This window comes from Paenibacillus sp. PvP094 (assembly GCF_040546835.1).
GTDB classification, from domain to species: domain Bacteria; phylum Bacillota; class Bacilli; order Paenibacillales; family Paenibacillaceae; genus Paenibacillus; species Paenibacillus illinoisensis.
In genome coordinates, this window is the sequence record NZ_JBEPOM010000001.1 from 3,888,096 (window position 1) to 3,905,919 (window position 17,824).

Annotated in this window: 21 protein-coding genes; all 21 read left to right on the forward strand. The window is 47.2% G+C overall.

Annotated features, from left to right (window positions below; genetic code table 11):
- Positions 1-137 precede the first annotated feature (137 nt).
- The 21 genes from ABIC22_RS17835 (at position 138) to ABIC22_RS17935 (ending at position 17,789) form a co-directional block, all read left to right on the forward strand.
- Positions 138-491: a hypothetical protein gene (locus tag ABIC22_RS17835; protein ID WP_354482801.1), complete on the forward strand. Its 354-nt coding sequence runs from the start codon at positions 138-140 to the stop codon at positions 489-491.
- Between the two features lie 278 nt (positions 492-769).
- On the forward strand, positions 770-1,132 hold the full coding sequence (locus tag ABIC22_RS17840; protein WP_095289876.1) for a histidine triad nucleotide-binding protein: 363 nt from the start codon (positions 770-772) through the stop codon (positions 1,130-1,132).
- A 174-nt stretch (positions 1,133-1,306) separates the two neighbouring features.
- Positions 1,307-1,480: a 30S ribosomal protein S21 gene (gene rpsU / locus ABIC22_RS17845; protein ID WP_005547957.1), complete on the forward strand. Its 174-nt coding sequence runs from the start codon at positions 1,307-1,309 to the stop codon at positions 1,478-1,480.
- A gap of 15 nt (positions 1,481-1,495) precedes the next feature.
- Entirely contained in the window at positions 1,496-1,939 is a 444-nt protein-coding gene (locus tag ABIC22_RS17850; RefSeq protein ID WP_095289878.1) for a GatB/YqeY domain-containing protein, read from the forward strand.
- A 357-nt stretch (positions 1,940-2,296) separates the two neighbouring features.
- Complete coding sequence (locus tag ABIC22_RS17855) at positions 2,297-3,613, forward strand: NfeD family protein (protein ID WP_127537980.1); 1,317 nt, start codon at positions 2,297-2,299, stop codon at positions 3,611-3,613.
- A gap of 161 nt (positions 3,614-3,774) precedes the next feature.
- Positions 3,775-4,785, forward strand: coding sequence for a flotillin-like protein FloA (gene floA / locus ABIC22_RS17860; RefSeq protein ID WP_095359498.1), 1,011 nt, complete (start codon positions 3,775-3,777; stop codon positions 4,783-4,785).
- A gap of 13 nt (positions 4,786-4,798) precedes the next feature.
- Positions 4,799-5,398 (forward strand): hypothetical protein, encoded by a 600-nt coding sequence (locus ABIC22_RS17865; RefSeq protein WP_127537752.1) that lies wholly within the window; start codon positions 4,799-4,801, stop codon positions 5,396-5,398.
- Positions 5,399-5,572: 174 nt separating this feature from the next.
- Positions 5,573-5,866, forward strand: a complete 294-nt coding sequence (yqfC, locus tag ABIC22_RS17870) for a sporulation protein YqfC (protein ID WP_095289883.1) — start codon at positions 5,573-5,575, stop codon at positions 5,864-5,866.
- Positions 5,863-7,056, forward strand: a complete 1,194-nt coding sequence (yqfD, locus tag ABIC22_RS17875; protein ID WP_154895113.1) for a sporulation protein YqfD — start codon at positions 5,863-5,865, stop codon at positions 7,054-7,056. Before yqfC ends, yqfD begins: the two co-directional genes overlap by 4 nt.
- A gap of 6 nt (positions 7,057-7,062) precedes the next feature.
- Positions 7,063-8,034: a PhoH family protein gene (locus ABIC22_RS17880; RefSeq protein ID WP_095289887.1), complete on the forward strand. Its 972-nt coding sequence runs from the start codon at positions 7,063-7,065 to the stop codon at positions 8,032-8,034.
- Positions 8,035-8,049: 15 nt separating this feature from the next.
- A complete protein-coding gene (locus tag ABIC22_RS17885) occupies positions 8,050-10,299 on the forward strand; it encodes an HD family phosphohydrolase (protein ID WP_183522215.1) in 2,250 nt (749 codons plus the stop codon).
- Positions 10,300-10,333: 34 nt separating this feature from the next.
- Positions 10,334-10,831, forward strand: a complete 498-nt coding sequence (gene ybeY, locus ABIC22_RS17890) for an rRNA maturation RNase YbeY (protein ID WP_095289891.1) — start codon at positions 10,334-10,336, stop codon at positions 10,829-10,831.
- Complete coding sequence (locus tag ABIC22_RS17895; protein WP_354482809.1) at positions 10,831-11,199, forward strand: diacylglycerol kinase family protein; 369 nt, start codon at positions 10,831-10,833, stop codon at positions 11,197-11,199. Before ybeY ends, ABIC22_RS17895 begins: the two co-directional genes overlap by 1 nt.
- Positions 11,200-11,257: 58 nt before the next feature.
- Positions 11,258-11,671, forward strand: coding sequence for a cytidine deaminase (locus ABIC22_RS17900; protein ID WP_354482812.1), 414 nt, complete (start codon positions 11,258-11,260; stop codon positions 11,669-11,671).
- 34 nt (positions 11,672-11,705) lie between these two features.
- Positions 11,706-12,608 (forward strand): GTPase Era, encoded by a 903-nt coding sequence (era, locus tag ABIC22_RS17905; protein ID WP_095289897.1) that lies wholly within the window; start codon positions 11,706-11,708, stop codon positions 12,606-12,608.
- A 101-nt stretch (positions 12,609-12,709) separates the two neighbouring features.
- Positions 12,710-12,850 carry a YqzL family protein gene (locus ABIC22_RS17910; RefSeq protein WP_095359491.1) on the forward strand — a complete coding sequence of 47 codons (141 nt, stop codon included), beginning with the start codon at positions 12,710-12,712 and terminating at the stop codon, positions 12,848-12,850.
- 33 nt (positions 12,851-12,883) lie between these two features.
- Positions 12,884-13,636 (forward strand): DNA repair protein RecO, encoded by a 753-nt coding sequence (recO, locus tag ABIC22_RS17915; protein ID WP_095359490.1) that lies wholly within the window; start codon positions 12,884-12,886, stop codon positions 13,634-13,636.
- Positions 13,637-13,781: 145 nt separating this feature from the next.
- Positions 13,782-13,922, forward strand: a complete 141-nt coding sequence (locus tag ABIC22_RS17920) for a hypothetical protein (protein ID WP_153979453.1) — start codon at positions 13,782-13,784, stop codon at positions 13,920-13,922.
- Between the two features lie 222 nt (positions 13,923-14,144).
- The gene (gene glyQ, locus ABIC22_RS17925; protein WP_095289904.1) at positions 14,145-15,032 is read left to right on the forward strand and encodes a glycine--tRNA ligase subunit alpha; all 888 of its coding nucleotides are present in this window, start codon (positions 14,145-14,147) and stop codon (positions 15,030-15,032) included.
- Positions 15,025-17,103 (forward strand): glycine--tRNA ligase subunit beta, encoded by a 2,079-nt coding sequence (gene glyS / locus ABIC22_RS17930; RefSeq protein WP_354482817.1) that lies wholly within the window; start codon positions 15,025-15,027, stop codon positions 17,101-17,103. The genes glyQ and glyS overlap by 8 nt, the downstream gene beginning before the upstream one ends.
- A 218-nt stretch (positions 17,104-17,321) precedes the next feature.
- Positions 17,322-17,789: a YaiI/YqxD family protein gene (locus ABIC22_RS17935; RefSeq protein ID WP_371859954.1), complete on the forward strand. Its 468-nt coding sequence runs from the start codon at positions 17,322-17,324 to the stop codon at positions 17,787-17,789.
- Positions 17,790-17,824: the final 35 nt, after the last annotated feature.

Below are 17,824 nucleotides of genomic sequence, written 5' to 3' on the forward strand. Positions count from 1 at the left end.
GTCCGCGGCAGCTGATTTCATTCGAAATCCGCTCATGGGGTGCTTCTTTTTTTTTTGCCCTGTTCCTTTAGTGTCAATTCGCCCAGATCTGAATACCATGAAAGGGTGATGAAGCACGATAAGGGAGGCGTACTGAAGTGGAGAAGTTGGAAGCGAAGAAGATCTGTAAGGAACACATTCATCGTTATGTATGTGTACAGATGAAGGATGGAAGTCATTATGACGGTATTATGGAAAATGTGGATGACGACATGATTTATTTGGCAGTGCCTGTTGGTCCTGAAGCCGCGCATCATGCAAATTGGGGACCAAACGCGATGCCGGGAGCAGGTTATCCCGTATCTCATGCTCGTGGATATTATCCGGGGTACGGTTACCCGTATCCATATCCATATCCCTATCCATACTATGGTTACGGTCGCAGACGTTTTAACAGACTGGTGCTTCCCTTGATCGGGCTGACTGCATTAACACTGCTACCATACTATTAATGAAGGACTGAATGTCGGAATAGGATTTTAAACAAATCATAAGGACCATTCTCATCCTGGCAACATGCTGCTGCCTACATGGATGTAGAAAGGTCTTTTTTTGTGCTATTCATCAACGAATAGTGAATGAGAATTGTAAGGGGGGGTTAATGGCATGCTAGCAAAGAGGCTAGCTTATTGAGTTTAACTATTTTCCATGTGAGATTGGACGTCACTTTTCACTTGCGGTATGATAGAGAGGCATACATAAATCTTCAAATCAAAGGAGGGTATGAACAATGGATTGCTTGTTTTGCAAAATTGTAGAGGGCAGCATTCCCTCCAATAAAGTTTTGGAGAATGAACATGTGGTTGTCTTTCACGACATCCAGCCCGCTGCACCGACACATGTCCTCGTTATTCCGAAAAAACATATTGCTTCCATGAATGATGTGACAGCAGATGATATAGCACTGATTGGTGAGGTTCATCTGGCAGCACAGGAAGCAGCGAAACGCCTTGGGGTCGATGAGTCCGGTTATCGTTTGATTAATAACTGCGGCAAAGATGGGGAACAAACCGTCCATCATCTGCACTATCATCTGCTTGGAGGCACCAGACTCGGTGCGCTGACAAGCCTATCGGATTCGCACAAATCATAATGGATCCTGTGCTCTACATCTCCTGTTGGGTGGAGAAAAAAGAAGCACTGTGATTCGCATAAATAAAGTGATCATTACGTTAAGGTTGACACCTTTATTACCTTTCGCCTATAATGAAAGGTGATGAACCGTGTTATTGCTCTTGGACGGTCTGGTCGGAGGGAGGGAAAACTGGTGTCTGAAACTAAAGTTCGCAAAAACGAGACTATTGATGCTGCACTTCGTCGCTTTAAACGTTCCATCGCTAAAGATGGCGTCTTGGCTGAGGTGAAGAAACGTAAGCATTATGAGAAGCCAAGCGTAAAGCGCAAGAAAAAGTCCGAGGCTGCTCGTAAGAGAAAGTTTTAGGAGGATTTGAACAACATGAATCTTAGCGAACGATTGAACGAAGATATGAAGCAAGCGATGAAGAGCAAGGACAAGTTCAAGCTCTCCACCATTCGGTTGATTCGTTCGACGATCAAGAATCTTGAAATAGATTTGAAAAGAACTTTGGATGACAACGAAGTGCTTGATATCCTGAGTCGTGAAATCAAACAGCGCAAAGATGCCCTCCAAGAATTTGACAAAGCGGGCCGTGAAGAACTCGCGGCAAATGCAAAAGCGGAAATTGATATAATTGGTCAGTACCTTCCCGCACAGCTTACCGAAGAAGAAATTAAAGTTATTGTACAGCAGACCATCCAGGAAACCGGTGCTTCTTCGAAAGCCGAGATGGGGAAAGTCATGGCGGCCCTTATGCCGAAAGTTAAAGGCAAAGCGGACGGCAAACTGGTTAATCAAGCAGTTCAACAATTTCTGCAATAAAGCAATCAATGAACACCTCCTGACTTGTCAGGGGGTGTTTTTTCCTGTTTACATGGTACTGAATGTACACTTCAGACTTCATTAGATTTAGCATGGGAGAATTCGATGTAAAGGATAAAGAAACAGTACAATTTTCAAAACAGACAAAAAATTTACTTTAAAATGGTTATTATACATAAAATTAGATTTAATATCTTGCAATTCCTCTGGCTTTCAAATATAATTTTAAGATTTTGAAACGAAATGTTGCATTGTACGTAATAAATACCATAAGCTGGACAGTATAACAATAATGGAAAAGGGGGGATTATTGTGAAGGGAAAGCGCCGGAAGAGGCTTGCGGGGCCATTGTTGCTCATGATGCTGCTAACGTTGCTGCTTCCTCTGTGGGTTGGATCGCCGTCTGCACATGCAGCTGAAAAGAGCGGCGCCGTATATATTATTCCGGTTGATAAACCAATCGAGCAGGGGCTAGGCAAGTTTATGGAGCGTGGCTTCAAGGAAGCTGAATCGATGAATGCTGGCCTGATTGTTCTCGATATCAATACACCGGGAGGACGGGTCGATACGGCGGAAGAGCTGGGTACCCTGATTAAGGAAAGTCCTGTTCAGACCGTTGCTTTTGTCCGCGGAGATGCTGCTTCGGCCGGAAGTTTTCTGGCCTTGAATGCAGATAAGATCGTAATGTCGCCAGGAAGTATGATTGGTGCGGCAGCGATGGTGGACAGCACGGGTAAGCATGTGGATGATCCGAAGCTGGTTGCATTCTGGAAGAGCAAAATGCAGGGAGCGGCTGAACAAGGCGGCCGTGATGGCAATATTGCTGCCGGAATGACAGATGTCAACATGGTTGTGGAGATGCCGAAGATCAACAAAACGAAGCAAAAGGGTGAAATTATTGCCTTATCAGCCGAGGAGGCGCTGAAAGTGGGATATGCGGACCACATCAGCTCAACTCCGGAAGAGGCAGCAGCATGGCTGGGTTATGGTCAGGACGATGTATTTACTGTGGAGAGAACTGCAGCAGAGAACATATCTTCTTTTCTGACGAATCCTGTGGTGATGACTATTCTTTTGTTCCTGGGAATTGCAGGTGTAATCATTGAACTGATTGTGCCCGGATTCGGAGTGCCTGGTATTGTGGGGATTGTTTGTTTTGTCCTCTATTTCTCAGGGAACTACATTGCTGGATTTGCAGGAGCAGAGACATGGGTGCTGTTTACGGTTGGACTCATCATGATGATTCTGGAGATGTTCATTCCAAGCTTTGGTATCCTGGGCATACTGGGATCCATTGCGCTTGTGGCTGGTGTCGTGCGTGCGGCTTATGACACAAGTGATGCATTTGTATCACTGGGAATTGCTTTCGGAGCAGCGCTGGTGGTTATAGCCATCGTGGTGATACTGTTTAAAGACAGAGGCATATGGAATCGATTTATACTCAGTGACAGATTGTCTGCCGATCGAGGTTATTCATCTGCGACAGAACGTAAAGAACTGATTGGTCTCCAAGGGATCAGCCTGACTCCACTTCGTCCTTCTGGAACAGCAATATTTAATGGGGAACGGGTTGATGTGGTTTCGGACGGGGACTTTATTCCAGTTGATACACCGATTATTGTGGTTAAAGCCGAAGGCACCCGGATTGTGGTCCAACAAGCTTTGCCGGTGTAAGATGCTTGTTTTGCCGGAGTTCTGATGGGCTTCGGCAGTGTACATAACCATAAGGCAGTGCTGCTTGCCGAATGGTGTTTTTCTAAAATTAGCAGCATAATATTTTAATCTTTTAAGATGATTTTTTACAAAATTTAAGTGCAAATGGAGGAATTTTGACTATGGAACCAACCTTGATTACGGTTTTGCTCGTTGCGGTAGTTGCCATTATCGTATTGAGCGTATTCTTCAGCTTTTTCCCAGTAATGCTCTGGATCTCGGCCATTGCATCCGGTGTACGTGTCGGAATTATTACACTAGTAGCGATGAGACTCAGACGTGTAACACCTAGCCGAATCGTAAATCCAATGATTAAAGCAACCAAAGCCGGTCTTCAGCTTTCAATGAACCAACTGGAGAGTCACTTCCTGGCGGGTGGTAACGTTGACCGTGTAGTAAACGCTCTGATTGCTGCTCAGCGTGCAAACATTCCGCTGGAATTCGAACGTGCTGCAGCGATTGACCTCGCAGGTCGTGATGTATTGCAGGCTGTACAAATGAGTGTTAATCCGCGTGTCATCGAGACACCAATTGTATCTGCGGTAGCCAAAGATGGTATTGAAGTTAAAGTTAGAGCTCGGGTTACGGTTCGGGCCAATATCGACCGTCTCGTCGGTGGTGCTGGTGAAGAGACGATCATTGCCCGTGTCGGTGAAGGTATCGTAAGTACAAACGGTTCCTCGAATTCCCACAAAGACGTTCTGGAAAATCCGGACCTGATCTCCCGTACTGTATTGTCCAAAGGTCTGGATGCAGGTACAGCTTTTGAAATCCTGTCCATCGATATTGCGGACGTGGATGTAGGTAAGAACATTGGTGCGTTCCTGCAAACCGAGCAGGCTGAGGCTGACAAACGCATCGCTCAGGCGAAAGCGGAAGAACGTCGCGCAATGGCTGTAGCCCAAGAGCAAGAGATGAAGGCACGAGTAGTGGAAATGAGAGCGCGTGTGGTTGAATCTGAATCCCAAGTACCTTTGGCGATGTCCGAAGCACTTCGTAGCGGTAAAATCGGGGTTATGGACTACATGAACCTGAAAAATATTGAGGCTGATACTCAAATGCGCAATACTTTGGGAAAACCTGGTGAAGGTTCGAATTCCAATGATCAGGGTGATTCCAAAAACGGAAGATAGGCGGTGAGTGCATATGGGCCTATTTGAATGGATTTTTGATAATCTGTATATAGTGGCCGTCATCGGTTTTGCGCTCTTCTCTTTCTTGGGAAAAGCCGCCAAATCGGCTGATCCGAACAAAAAGCGTCCTGGCAACGGGATGCCTACATTTGGAGGCAGCGGTAATTCAGAACGGGATGATCGCTCGAGAGACAACTCATCTCCACAGCAGTCTTCCGGACCAGCAGATCCCCGTTATGATGAACAGTATGACGATCGATATGACGAAGAGCAATATGAAGATCGTTATGATCAGCCTTATTCGGAACCTGCTGCATCTTCTCGCCCCGCAAGTGACTACAGAAGTGAGGGCTCTATGAGCGCCATGGAAAATTCACTAGAGGAACAGATGAGAGGAATGGAACAACAGCAGCGCTTGATTGAAGAGCGATTGAATCGCATTTCTTCTGCAAATAGACCCGTTGTGTCTGACTCCGGCTGGGATGAGTCTAGCACCGATGAATCGGGAGCGTCTCCGCTCCGACCGGCGGATATTCGCACGGGTGTATTATGGGCAGAAGTACTGGGTTCTCCCCGTTCCAAGCAACCGTTCGGTACGCGAGGGAAACTGTAGCAAGTCAAGCTATTGGACGGGAATAGAGCCGTCTCTGGTGAGCAATATGCCAGAGACGGCTTTTTTTGTTGTGCTCCTTTTTAAAGAATTAATGATCTAACAGAAGCTGTAGTTTTCATAAAATCATGATTCTCCGCATAAGTTGAACTGTAGAGGAAGGGGGAAGACCTTCGTATGACCCGGATCAGCCGCAAGCTGCGCAGATGGACCAGTGAGGTGCTGGATTTGCCGCAGGACGTGCTTTATGATATGCCACGGTTAACCCTGATCGGCAGCAAGCAATTGTATATCGAAAATCATCGCGGTGTGATCCATTTTACGCCGAATCGCATTGTTCTGGCATTGACCCAGGGTCAGCTCGAGATTAAAGGCGTTGATCTGATGATTCGCAATATTTTGCCGGATGAAGTGGCGGTGGAAGGAACAATTCTGGATATACATATGAATGGAGCGGAGGGAAACGGATGAAACAGCCCAGTCTGTACAAACTGCGAGGTGCAGTCCGAATAACGGTCACTGGGGGAGACATCGAAGCGCTGATCAACATGGTGGCAGAGCAGGGACTGGAAGTGTGGAACCTGCGTGCCCATGATGGACGCAAGGCAGAGATGAATATTCTGCTGCCGCATTTTTTTAGGCTGCGTCCTTTGTTGAAGCGGACAGGCTGCAGGGTGAAGGTGACGGACCGCAGCGGGATTCCTTTTTTTATGGCCAGATTAATGAAAAGAAAGTTCTTCCTCGGGGGCATGGTGCTTTTCGTGATTGCCATGTTTGCACTATCATCAATGGTCTGGAATGTTGAGGTGAAGGGGAATGTGAAGATCCCCACCGATGTGGTGCTTGCTGCAGCCAAAAAAGAAGGGATATATCCTTTCCAGTGGGGGTTCAGGCTCCAGAGTCAGGACAAGCTTTCCAGACAGCTGGCTTTGGCACTTCCCGACGTAACCTGGATCGGTGTGAGCAAAGAGGGGACAACCATTACCATTCAGGTTGTAGAGTCTGCACAGCCTCAGCGTGAACCGCTGCTGAATCCAAGGCACTTGGTGAGCAAATCGGATGCAGTCGTTACTCAGATATACGCAGAACAGGGGCGTCCTGTCGTACAGAAGGATACGCGTGTTAAGAAAGGTCAGGTATTAATATCGGGTATTTTGGGTGATGAAGAGAATACGGAGAATGTTGTGGCCAAAGGCGAGGTTCGTGGACTCGTATGGCGTGAATATGAGGTGGAAGTGCCTCTCGTGCAGAAGCATAATACCATGACAGGAGAGAGTAAGGAACGTTTCTATGTTGTGCTTGGGGATTGGGCTGTTCAGCTCTGGGGATATGGGAAGACGCCTTTCAGTTCCTTCAATACGGCGAGTGATCATAAGCCGCTGACGTGGCGATCCTTCACGCTTCCGATGGGATGGTTGACTGAGACCGATATGGAGACCACGCAGCAAGAGGAACAAAAGACGGTGGAGTGGGCCCGAACGAAAGGGCTGGAGGGAGCCAGAAACGATATTATCGCCAAAAATGGCAAAGGAACGAAAATTTTAAGTGAAAAAATTTTGCATGAGAAGAAAGAGAATGGTAAAGTTTATATGAAAGTATTATTTGAAGTGGAAGAAAGCATTGCGGAAGAACTTCCGTTAGTCCATAGTCAAGGAGAATGAGGCTATTTGTCAGAACAAACACGCAGCATACGAATCTCCCTCCAGAGTGCGGGAGAGGGTCAATCTCTTTTTGGACCCCAAGATATTTTTCTGAAACTGATTGAATCCGAGATTCCCGCCCAGATCGCTTCACGCGAAGCGGAAATTGTGATTCACGGCAATACAAAGAATGTGGAATCGCTGGAACAATTATTCGATGTGTTACTGCAATTGGTGCGAAACGGGTATGTGCTAACCGAACGAGACGTCAGCTATGCCATTGAACTGGCCAAGGATCTGCGTGCAGACCAGCTGCTTGATCTGTTCAAGGGTGAAATTACGACGACTTACCGTGGCAAACCGATTCGTGTTAAAACCATTGGACAGAAGCACTATGTTACGACAATTAAAAAACGTGATGTTGTATTCGGCATCGGTCCAGCCGGTACGGGTAAAACCTATCTGGCCGTTGTACTGGCGGTTGCAGCACTCAAGGAAGGCAGCGTCAAGCGCATCGTGCTTACACGGCCTGCTGTCGAAGCGGGCGAGAGCCTGGGCTTCTTGCCTGGAGACCTGCAGGAAAAGGTTGACCCTTATCTGCGGCCTTTGTACGACGCCTTGTATGACGTAATGGGACAAGAGCAAACGGCCAAGGCACTGGAGCGTGGTTTGATCGAAATTGCGCCACTGGCATATATGAGGGGGCGTACACTCGATGACTCGTTCATTATTTTGGACGAAGCCCAGAATACGACGCCGGAGCAGATGAAGATGTTTTTGACCCGTCTTGGTTTTGGTTCCAAAATGGTCATTACCGGAGACGTAACGCAAATTGATTTACCTCGCGGCAAAAAGTCTGGACTGGTGGAAGCAAAAACGATACTCAGCGAAGTTGAAGAAATTGGATTTGTCTATTTTGCCGAGCAAGATGTTGTACGGCATTCCCTCGTCCAAAAAATTATCGTTGCATACAACCACGCCGCAGAAAATCAAGAATAGAAGGGATTGTCTAAAGTGACCTCGAAGGAACTGTCAAAAGGCAAATCTTTTCAGAATAGAACCACAGGATGGAAGTATAGCGTGTGGGCACGCTATCTTCTGTTTTTGTTTCTGGTGATTCTCTTCTACTTCAGTCTGGCCTCCAAGCTGCTTCCCGAGCGGTATGACATTCAGGAAGGCACACGAAGCGAAGTGGATATTGCTGCGCCCATGCAGATTCCAAACACGAAGGCAACGCTGAAAGCTCAGGAAGAAGCTGCTGAGCGTGTACAGCCGATCTATCAAATTGTGCAGCTGCGAAACGAAAATTTGATGACCACCCTGCTGGACCGTATTGACCGTTTGAATCAGGATGACCAGATTTCCAGTCAGGACAAGATTGATATCTATCGTGATGAGATTCCGCAGCGGCAGAAGGATTTTGTGTCCAACTTTATCAATAACAATCGGAAAGCGGGTACATATTCCGAAACTCTTTTGGAAGAGATCAGAAACGTGGTGCAGGAGCAAAGCTACCGAATTCCGGAAGAAACCTATATCAAGATATCTCGCTTGACCTCGGAGGATATCCAGGAGATGAAGTCCGTTGGACGGGATATCGTGTCCAGATTGATGACGGATCAGATCAGTGATGCTACGACAGCAAGGGCAAAAGTTGCCGAAATGGTAAGTGTAAGTTCCCTTAGCAAGCGTACGCAGCGTGAGGTTGTTCAAGAGCTCGCCCGCCTTGTAGTAACGTCCAACCGTTTCTATGATGAAGAGGGGACTAAGGAAGCCAAGGTACAGGCTCGTGAAAATACACAGACCGTCTATATCAAGCAAGGTGATACACTGGTTGCCAAGGGCGAAATGATAACCCCCGAAATGTACGCGCTTCTTGATGAAAATGATTTGTTGAAAAACGAAGTGAACTACTGGCCGCAGCTGGGTCTTCTCATGCTGTCTTGTCTGCTGTCGGCAGCAATTCTGATGTATATTCAGCAATTCAGCGGAACGCATTTCAAATATAATAATGCACAGCTGCTGATGCTTGTACTCATTTTCATTATTACGATTGTGCTTATGCATGTAACGGCATTCATCCAGACAGCAGACAAGTCATATGTCGGCTTCCTTGCACCAGTTGCAGTGGGCGCGATGTTAATTGCCTTATTGCTGGATACATCGCTTGCTTTCGTTTGCTCGATCATCATTGGCATGTTGTCAAGCATCATCCTGAATACACATCAAGGTCAGATTTTTGATTTTGAGCTTGGCTTCTTTGCGGTGCTGGTGTCTTTTGTTGCTATATTCGCGACATACCGGGCAAGCCAGCGATCCACCATCTTAAAGGGGGCCATCATGGTCTGCCTGTTTGGTTCAATTGCCGTCTTTACACTGTCATTGATTGATACGGGGGATTGGAACCGTACTACAACGCTGTACGGCGTTGGATTTGCTTTTGCAGGTGGTGTATTAACAGCGATTCTCGTTATTGGGCTTATGCCGTTTTTCGAAACATCGTTTGGTATACTATCAGCACTGAAGCTGGTGGAGCTGTCCAACCCGAACCACCCGTTATTGCGAAAACTGCTGACGGAAACACCGGGCACATATCATCACAGTGTCATGGTAGGAAACCTGTCGGAGGCCGCGGCCGAGGCTATTGGAGCGAATGGTCTGCTCTGCCGAGTAGGTTCGTATTACCATGATATTGGCAAGACCAAGAGACCGATATATTTCATTGAAAATCAGAACAATATGGAGAACCCTCATGATTCCATTGATCCCAAATTGAGCAAATCAATTATCGTTGCGCACGCACGGGACGGTGTGGAAATGCAGAAGGATTACAAGCTCCCGAAACCGATCCGGGATATTGCGGAGCAGCATCACGGGACAACCTTCCTCCATTACTTCTATCACAAAGCGCTGCGTCAAGCCGAGGAAGCGGGAGTGGAGCCTGACTTTACAGAAGAAGATTTCCGTTATCCAGGTCCAAAAGCCCAATCCAAGGAATCGGCTATCGTGGGGATAGCAGACAGCGTTGAAGCAGCAGTTCGATCCCTACGCAAACCGACTGTGGAACAAGTGGAATCCATGATTGAGAAGATTATCAAGGGGCGTCTCGATGATCATCAGTTTAACGATTGTGATCTCACCATGCGTGAATTGGATATCGTAGCAAAGACCTTGAAAGAGACGGTAATGGGAATTTTCCACTCCCGGATTGAATACCCGGAAGAGATCAAAAAACCGAAGCCGACCTCACCTGAAGCAGGTTGACTTACTAATATGAGCAGACAGGAGTTATGAAAGAATGAGTCTTAACCTGGCATGGAATAATGATCAACAGGATAAAGAAATTACTGAACAGATGATTGCAATGCTGGAGCAATTGCTGAACCTGGCAGGAGAAGCTGAAGGCGTGGCCGATGGAGAAGTTGCTCTCACATTTGTGGATGATGCTCAGATTCATGAGCTGAACCGCGATTACCGCGGAATCGATCGTCCGACAGATGTGCTGTCATTTGCCATGAATGAAACTATGGATGAGGAACTGGACATCATCTACGAACTGGATGAGGATGAAGAGATGGAGGAGATGCCAGATGTTCTCGGTGACATCATTATCTCCGTTCCTCGTACGATCCTGCAAAGTGAAGAATACGGGCATTCATTTGAACGTGAGCTGGGTTTCCTGTTTGTGCACGGTTTCCTGCACCTGCTCGGATATGATCATCAGGACGAAGCAAGCGAAGCCGAAATGATGGGCAAACAGGAAGCTGTACTCGCCCAGGCCGGGTTGACACGATAATGAAAAGGCGCTCCTGGAGTCTGGTGTTCCGCAATGCGGCAGAAGGAATCGTATACGGTTTTCGGACACAGCGAAATGTAAGGGTTCATTCGGGAGTAGCCGTCATCATGTGTTCGGCAGGATTTACCTTCGGGATTTCGAGGACAGACTGGATGTTTGTGCTGACAGCCATCTTTCTGGTCCTGGTGACCGAATTAATGAATACGGCTGTAGAGGCAGCGGTAGATCTGGCACATCCGCATATTCATCCGCTTGCAAAAGCGGCGAAAGACACCGCGGCTGGCGCAGTTTTGCTGGCGGCGGTGTTCGCTGTAGTCATCGGATGTATGGTGTTCTTCAAACCGGTTTTACATTGGCTTGGTTTCTGATAAGCCTGCTATAACAAGAAGTTTATTTTAGTGATAACCTGAGGGAGAGATTTGGATTATGGATAATCAACAGCTCATGCAAGAAGCCATTAAGGCACGTGCCAAAGCGTACACACCTTATTCCCATTTTGGCGTAGGAGCAGCTCTGCTCGATAGCGAAGGCAATGTGCATCATGGATGCAATATTGAGAATGCTGCCTATACACCAAGCAACTGCGCGGAGCGAACAGCACTTTTCAGTGCGATCGCAGGGGGGCAGAAGCCTCGCAGTTTCAAGGCCATTGCCGTTGTAGGAGATACGGAAGGTCCAATCGCGCCATGTGGCGTGTGTCGCCAGGTTATGGTTGAGCTGTGTGAGCCGGATATGAAAGTCATCATGGGCAACTTGAATGGTGACCTGCAGGAAACGACGGTTGCCGAGCTGCTGCCTTGGGCTTTTGGTCCGTCAGATTTGGATTTTGCAAAAAAATAAACTATTCCAGGCCTAGGCGCCTGAGGAGGAACATATGAAGAAAAAAGCATTTAAATCGGGTTTTGTAGCTATTGTTGGACGTCCTAACGTTGGTAAATCGACTTTGATGAACCAGGTTATTGGCCAAAAAATAGCCATTATGTCGGACAAGCCACAAACCACTCGTAATAAAATACACGGCGTTTACACATCCGAAGACAAGCAAGTTGTCTTTTTGGACACACCGGGTATTCACAAACGGCAATCCAAGCTGGGTGACTATATGAACCAGACTGCCTTGAATACACTCGGGGAAGTGGAAGCAGCTCTGTTCCTGATTGACGCTTCCGAAGGAATGGGCGGTGGTGACCGTTACATCGCAGAACAACTGAAAAATGTTCGGACTCCTGTCATTTTGGTGATGAACAAAATTGATAAAATCGAACCGGAAGCGCTGCTGCCGCTTATTGAGGAGTATCGCAAGCTGCATGATTTCGCAGAAATCGTACCGGTCTCTGCCAAGCTCGGCAGCAATGTAAGTACTCTGCTCGATCAGATCGGCAAGTATTTGCCGGAAGGACCGCAATACTACCCAGAAGATCAGGTTACAGACCACCCGGAACAGTTCGTTTGTGCGGAGCTGATTCGGGAAAAGATTCTGCAAATGACCCGGGAAGAGGTCCCGCATTCCATTGCTGTAACCATCGAGGATATGAAGGTTCAGGACAACGGGGTAGTATACATTTCGGCCGTTATTTTTGTAGAGCGTGACTCTCAAAAAGGGATCATTATCGGTAAACAGGGGGCCCTGTTAAAAGAAGTGGGTAAACGTGCGCGTACGGATATTCAAAACCTTTTGGGTTCGAAAATCTTTATGGATCTGTGGGTTAAGGTGAAAAAGGATTGGAGAAATCAGGATCGCGTTCTGCGTGATCTCGGCTTCCACCGTGACGTTTAATCGAACAAGTATCCATTAATTGCAACACATAGTTTACCTTGCAAGACTCCATCCTAACTGGTAGATGCAGACGTCATTTCCGAAGAGAGGATGAAATTCTGATGCGAGATTTTTCGTGGAAGGTTTTTGCAATGACGGGGGATGTGGAGTCCTATTTGTTGTATACCGAGGCTTGTGCGCCAACAGGACAGGAGTCTGATACTGCAGGGGAAGTGATAGAAGATGAAGAAGCCGAAGGTTAATTGGCTGATTCGGGAATGGTTAGGTGACGAGGCATGCTATACAGGGTGGAAGGGATTGTCATCCGCAGCATGGACTACGGCGAGGGAAACAAAATTATTACGCTTTGCACCGAAAGTGGTGGAAAAGTAGGCGTGCTCGTCCGTGGTGCCAAAAAGCCCAAAAGCCGACATGCTGCGCTGGTGCAGCCGTTTACGTACGGTCAATACGTATATTTCCGTAACACGGGCTTGGGGACACTAAATGCGGGCGAAATCATGGAGTCATATCATGAGCTGCGGGAAGATTTGGTTAAAGCAGCTTATGCATCCTATGCATGTGAACTGCTGGATCGGGTCCTGCAGGATGAGGAAACAGGTGCTTTCTGGTTCAAACAGCTTAAGGCTTGCCTTCAGGCGTTAAAGGAAGAGAAGGACCCCAGCGTCATTACCAGTCTCTATGAGATGAAAATATTACAATCGGCGGGCTACGGCCCGTCGCTTGATGAATGCATTTCATGCGGCCAGGAACGGCCGGATGAACAGTTGTTTGTAAGTCCAAGGCTCGGTGGTGTGCTGTGCAGAGCCTGTAAACACTTTGATCCACCCGCGTTGTCTGTAAGTCCCAAAGCTCTAAGGTTACTGCGGTTATTTGCACAGCTGGATTTGCAGCGACTGGGCAACATATCCGTCAGTGAGGCCACTAGAGATGAAATGAAGAAGATCATGAGAGCCTTCATGGATCACCAGCTGGGTCTCAATTTAAAATCCCGTTCTTTTCTCGATCAGATGGAGAAATACGGGATTTAAGGTGTGTTTTCTGGGTATGACAAGATTCACTTGACTTTGCACTCTTTTTTATTTATTATGGACTATAATTTCTCTTTTGGAGACATGCATTGAACGAGAGAGTAGGGGACCTGATTTATTATTCTCGTAGATAGGCCAAACGGTCTTGACTACGATAATCGAGCGAGCCTGGGATGGTGCAAGCCGGGATGAATGGGTCTGTGAAATGGCACTCGGGAGCATGAATGGACACGGAAAAGTGGGCTTGCGTGAACAGGTTATCCTGTTTTGTACACAAGCCAAGTAGGGTGGAACCGCGGGAGTAGCTCTCGTCCCTACGTCTGGACAACAGGCGTAGGGCGAGGGCTTTTTTTGATTGTGGAATTATTTTCCGGCAAGGCTGGTGGATAGATTCCGGGAATCTCTCGCAAAACGCGGTTTGTCCGTTCTACGTCGGGCTTCGATTGACGCCTGTGCGATCGGAAGTATTCTAAGCTTGCCAATAAACCCATTGAAAAGGAGCATGATTATGAATTTTCAGCAGATGATTCTCACGCTGCAACAATTCTGGGCCGAGCACAATTGTATTATTGTCCAGCCATATGATACGGAAAAAGGGGCAGGTACCATGAACCCGATGACCTTTTTGCGTTCACTTGGACCAGAGCCTTGGAAAGTAGCTTATGTAGAGCCTTCCCGTCGTCCTTCCGACGGACGTTACGGAGAAAACCCGAACCGTCTGTATCAGCACCATCAATTCCAAGTCATTATTAAGCCTTCACCAGACAACATTCAGGAAATTTACCTGGAAAGTCTCAAACGTTTGGGCATTGACCCTCTTAAACATGATATTCGTTTTGTTGAAGACAACTGGGAGAATCCTTCTCTGGGCTGCGCAGGCCTCGGCTGGGAAGTCTGGCTTGATGGTATGGAAATCACACAGTTTACATACTTCCAGCAAGTCGGTGGAATTGAGACGAACCCGGTAGCTGTCGAAATTACGTATGGTATGGAGCGCCTTGCTTCTTACATTCAGGAAAAAGAAAATGTGTTTGATCTGGAATGGGTAGAGGGAATCACCTATGGTGATGTATTCCTGCAGCCTGAGTTTGAACACTCCAAATATACGTTTGAAGTATCCGATGTGAAGATGCTGTTTACCCTCTTCAACATGCATGAAGAAGAAGCGAATAAAGCTATGGCACAGAATCTGGTATTTCCGGCATATGACTATGTGCTGAAATGTTCCCATACGTTTAACCTGCTCGATGCTCGTGGAGCAATCAGTGTTACAGAACGCACCGGTTACATTACGCGTGTCCGGAATCTGGCACGCCAAGTGGCTGCAACATATGTGGAAGAGCGCGAGAAGCTTGGCTTCCCGCTGATTAAGAAAGGGGGAGCCGAGCATGTCTAAGGATCTGTTGTTTGAAATTGGTCTGGAAGAAGTACCTGCACGTTTCTTGCGCGCGGCGATAGAACAGCTGCAGGATCGTATTGTGAAATGGCTGGATGCATCCCGCATAACACATGGTGAGGTAAACGCTTATGCTACACCACGTCGCTTGGCTGTCATGATTCAGAATGTTGCCGAGAAGCAAGAGGATGTAGAAGAAGAAGTGAAAGGCCCTTCCCGTAAAATTGCACTTGACGAGAGCGGCAACTGGAGCAAAGCAGCACTCGGATTTGCACGCAGTCAAGGTGTTGATCCGGATCAGTTTACGTTTAAGGAACTCGGCGGAGTCGAGTATATCTATGCAACCAAGAGCAGTAAAGGTGTAGAGACTTCATCTGTAATCGGTGAAGGATTGCTGTCAATTCTGCACGCCATGACATTCCCTAAATTCATGCGCTGGGCTTCATATGATTTTAAATTTGTCCGCCCGATTCGCTGGATTGTCGCTCTGCTTGGTAGCGAGGTTATTGATATTGAAGTTGCAGGTGTGAAATCCGGGAATGTAACTCGGGGACATCGTTTCCTTGGTAAAGAGACCGTGATTACTAACCCTGCTTCTTACGTCGAATTGCTGCGTTCCGAACATGTTATTGCAGATATCAAGGAACGGGAGCAAATGATTGTTTCCCAGATTCAGGCACTGGCTGCTGAGAAAAATTGGGATATTGCCATCAAGGAAGATTTGCTGGAGGAAGTACTGTTTTTGGTGGAAACGCCAACCGTATTGTTCGGAACGTTCGATCCTTCATTCCTCAATATCCCTCAGGAAGTATTGATTACTTCGATGCGTGAGCATCAGCGTTACTTCCCTGTACTGGATAGTGCAGGACAATTGCTGCCTTACTTTGTAACCGTTCGTAACGGAGGCAGTGATTCACTTGATGTCATCGCCAAAGGTAACGAAAAAGTACTGCGTGCCCGCCTGTCCGACGCCAAGTTCTTCTACGAAGAAGACCAGAAGCTCGAGATTAAGGACGCATTGTCCAAACTGGAGAGCATTGTCTTTCAAGAGGAACTGGGTACCGTTGGTGACAAGGTACGCCGTATTCGCAAAATTGCAGACGGTCTCGCATCCAAGTTGCAGGTTTCTGCTGACGTTGCCGAATCGGTGAGCCGCTCTGCAGATATCTGCAAGTTTGACCTGGTTACACTGATGGTTGGTGAATTCCCTGAATTGCAAGGTGTCATGGGTGAGGATTACGCTCGCAAGGCAGGCGAGAAGGAAGAAGTGGCCAAAGCGGTATTTGAACACTATCAGCCGCGCTTTGCCGGAGACCAATCTCCTGCTTCACTCGTAGGTGCGATTGTAAGTGCTGCAGATAAAATGGATACCATCGTGGGCTGTTTCTCCATCAATATCATTCCGACTGGATCCCAGGATCCATATGCACTTCGTCGTCAGGCCGCGGGTATTGTACAAATCTTGCTGGATCATCAGCTTCCACTGACTCTCTCCGATGTGTTCGGGGTTGCGCTTCAGGTACATGCTCAGATGAACCTTTTGAAACGTGCAGATGAAGAGGTTCGTAAAGATCTCCAGGACTTCTTCGGTCTTCGTGTGAAAAAACTGTTGTCCGAGACCGTCCGTTATGATGTAGTTGATGCCGTGATCTCTGCCGGATTCGATGATATTAGTGCCATTGTTCCAAAAGGCGAGGCCTTGATGGCCGCTGTTCAAACCAATGATGCGTTCAAAACAACAGTGGAATCTTTCAACCGGGTGGGTAACCTAGCTGCCAAAGCGTCGAATGCTTCTGTTCATCCTGAACTGTTTACCGAAGAGGGCGAGAAGCAGCTGCATGAAGCTTGGAACAGAACCAACGAGGAATATCGCAAAGCCTTGTCGCAGCACGATGCAGCGGAAGCGCTGGCGATTGCATCAGCTTGGAAGGAAGCCATAACATCATTCTTCGATTCCGTAATGGTTATGGCCGAAGATGAAGCAGTCCGTGCCAATCGCTTGGCTCTGCTCGCAGCTATCGATCGTGACTTGAAAGGATTTGCCGATTTCTCCAAATTGGTGTTAGTATAATATCCCGGCACTGACGGGTTAGAGCATACACTTCAAATTCAGTATTAAAGAAGGATATATGAGGGTATAAATATACGGAACAGGTTGTGAAATTTTATTTTTAACAGCCGTTCCGTATTTTAGCCTTTGATTTACCTTGACTGGTCAGAAGGAATTTCGCTGGCGGAAGTCGTATATAACAATATGCAGCTATTTTATGAAGCCGGGTGATCCTGAGGTTGAGTGAGTTGAATGTACGCCAGATTGTTGTGGACGGAGATGCTTGTCCGGTGAAAGCCGAGATTGCAGAAACGGCCCGCCGTTTTGATATCCCCGTATTGTTAGTATCTTCCTTTGATCATTTGCTTCAGGGAGGAGAAGGGGTGCGTACCGTGCAGGTGGACCGCAGTGATCAGAGTGCGGATCTGTACATCGCCAATCATATCAAGCCCTGTGATATCGTCATTACACAGGATTATGGACTGGCAGCACTCGCGCTTGGCAAACGTTGTTATGTTTTATCATTTCGTGGTCGCGAATTTAATGATCGTGACATTGATTTTATGCTCGATTCCCGCCATACTGCTGCCAAAGCACGGAAAAGAGGGCATTATGGGAAGGGTCCAAAGCCTTTCACAGAGCAGGATCGGGAAATTTTTCAACATAAACTGACAAAACTTTTGAAAGATTTGCAGGAGAATGTGTAAGTTTAGCGAATTATATTTACGTGCTGAAAGAGATG

What these genes read in the sequence shown, in the direction of transcription:
- ABIC22_RS17840 (WP_095289876.1), top strand. Translation starts at nt 770, where the DNA reads ATGGATTGCTTGTTTTGCAAAATTGTAGAGGGCAGCATTCCCTCCAAT.
- ABIC22_RS17850 (WP_095289878.1), top strand. Translation starts at nt 1,496, where the DNA reads ATGAATCTTAGCGAACGATTGAACGAAGATATGAAGCAAGCGATGAAG.
- ABIC22_RS17855 (WP_127537980.1), top strand. Translation starts at nt 2,297, where the DNA reads ATGATGCTGCTAACGTTGCTGCTTCCTCTGTGGGTTGGATCGCCGTCT.
- floA (WP_095359498.1), top strand. Translation starts at nt 3,775, where the DNA reads ATGGAACCAACCTTGATTACGGTTTTGCTCGTTGCGGTAGTTGCCATT.
- ABIC22_RS17865 (WP_127537752.1), top strand. Translation starts at nt 4,799, where the DNA reads ATGGGCCTATTTGAATGGATTTTTGATAATCTGTATATAGTGGCCGTC.
- yqfC (WP_095289883.1), top strand. Translation starts at nt 5,573, where the DNA reads ATGACCCGGATCAGCCGCAAGCTGCGCAGATGGACCAGTGAGGTGCTG.
- yqfD (WP_154895113.1), top strand. Translation starts at nt 5,863, where the DNA reads ATGAAACAGCCCAGTCTGTACAAACTGCGAGGTGCAGTCCGAATAACG.
- ybeY (WP_095289891.1), top strand. Translation starts at nt 10,334, where the DNA reads ATGAGTCTTAACCTGGCATGGAATAATGATCAACAGGATAAAGAAATT.
- ABIC22_RS17895 (WP_354482809.1), top strand. Translation starts at nt 10,831, where the DNA reads ATGAAAAGGCGCTCCTGGAGTCTGGTGTTCCGCAATGCGGCAGAAGGA.
- ABIC22_RS17900 (WP_354482812.1), top strand. Translation starts at nt 11,258, where the DNA reads ATGGATAATCAACAGCTCATGCAAGAAGCCATTAAGGCACGTGCCAAA.
- era (WP_095289897.1), top strand. Translation starts at nt 11,706, where the DNA reads ATGAAGAAAAAAGCATTTAAATCGGGTTTTGTAGCTATTGTTGGACGT.
- ABIC22_RS17910 (WP_095359491.1), top strand. Translation starts at nt 12,710, where the DNA reads ATGCGAGATTTTTCGTGGAAGGTTTTTGCAATGACGGGGGATGTGGAG.
- recO (WP_095359490.1), top strand. Translation starts at nt 12,884, where the DNA reads ATGCTATACAGGGTGGAAGGGATTGTCATCCGCAGCATGGACTACGGC.
- glyQ (WP_095289904.1), top strand. Translation starts at nt 14,145, where the DNA reads ATGAATTTTCAGCAGATGATTCTCACGCTGCAACAATTCTGGGCCGAG.
- glyS (WP_354482817.1), top strand. Translation starts at nt 15,025, where the DNA reads ATGTCTAAGGATCTGTTGTTTGAAATTGGTCTGGAAGAAGTACCTGCA.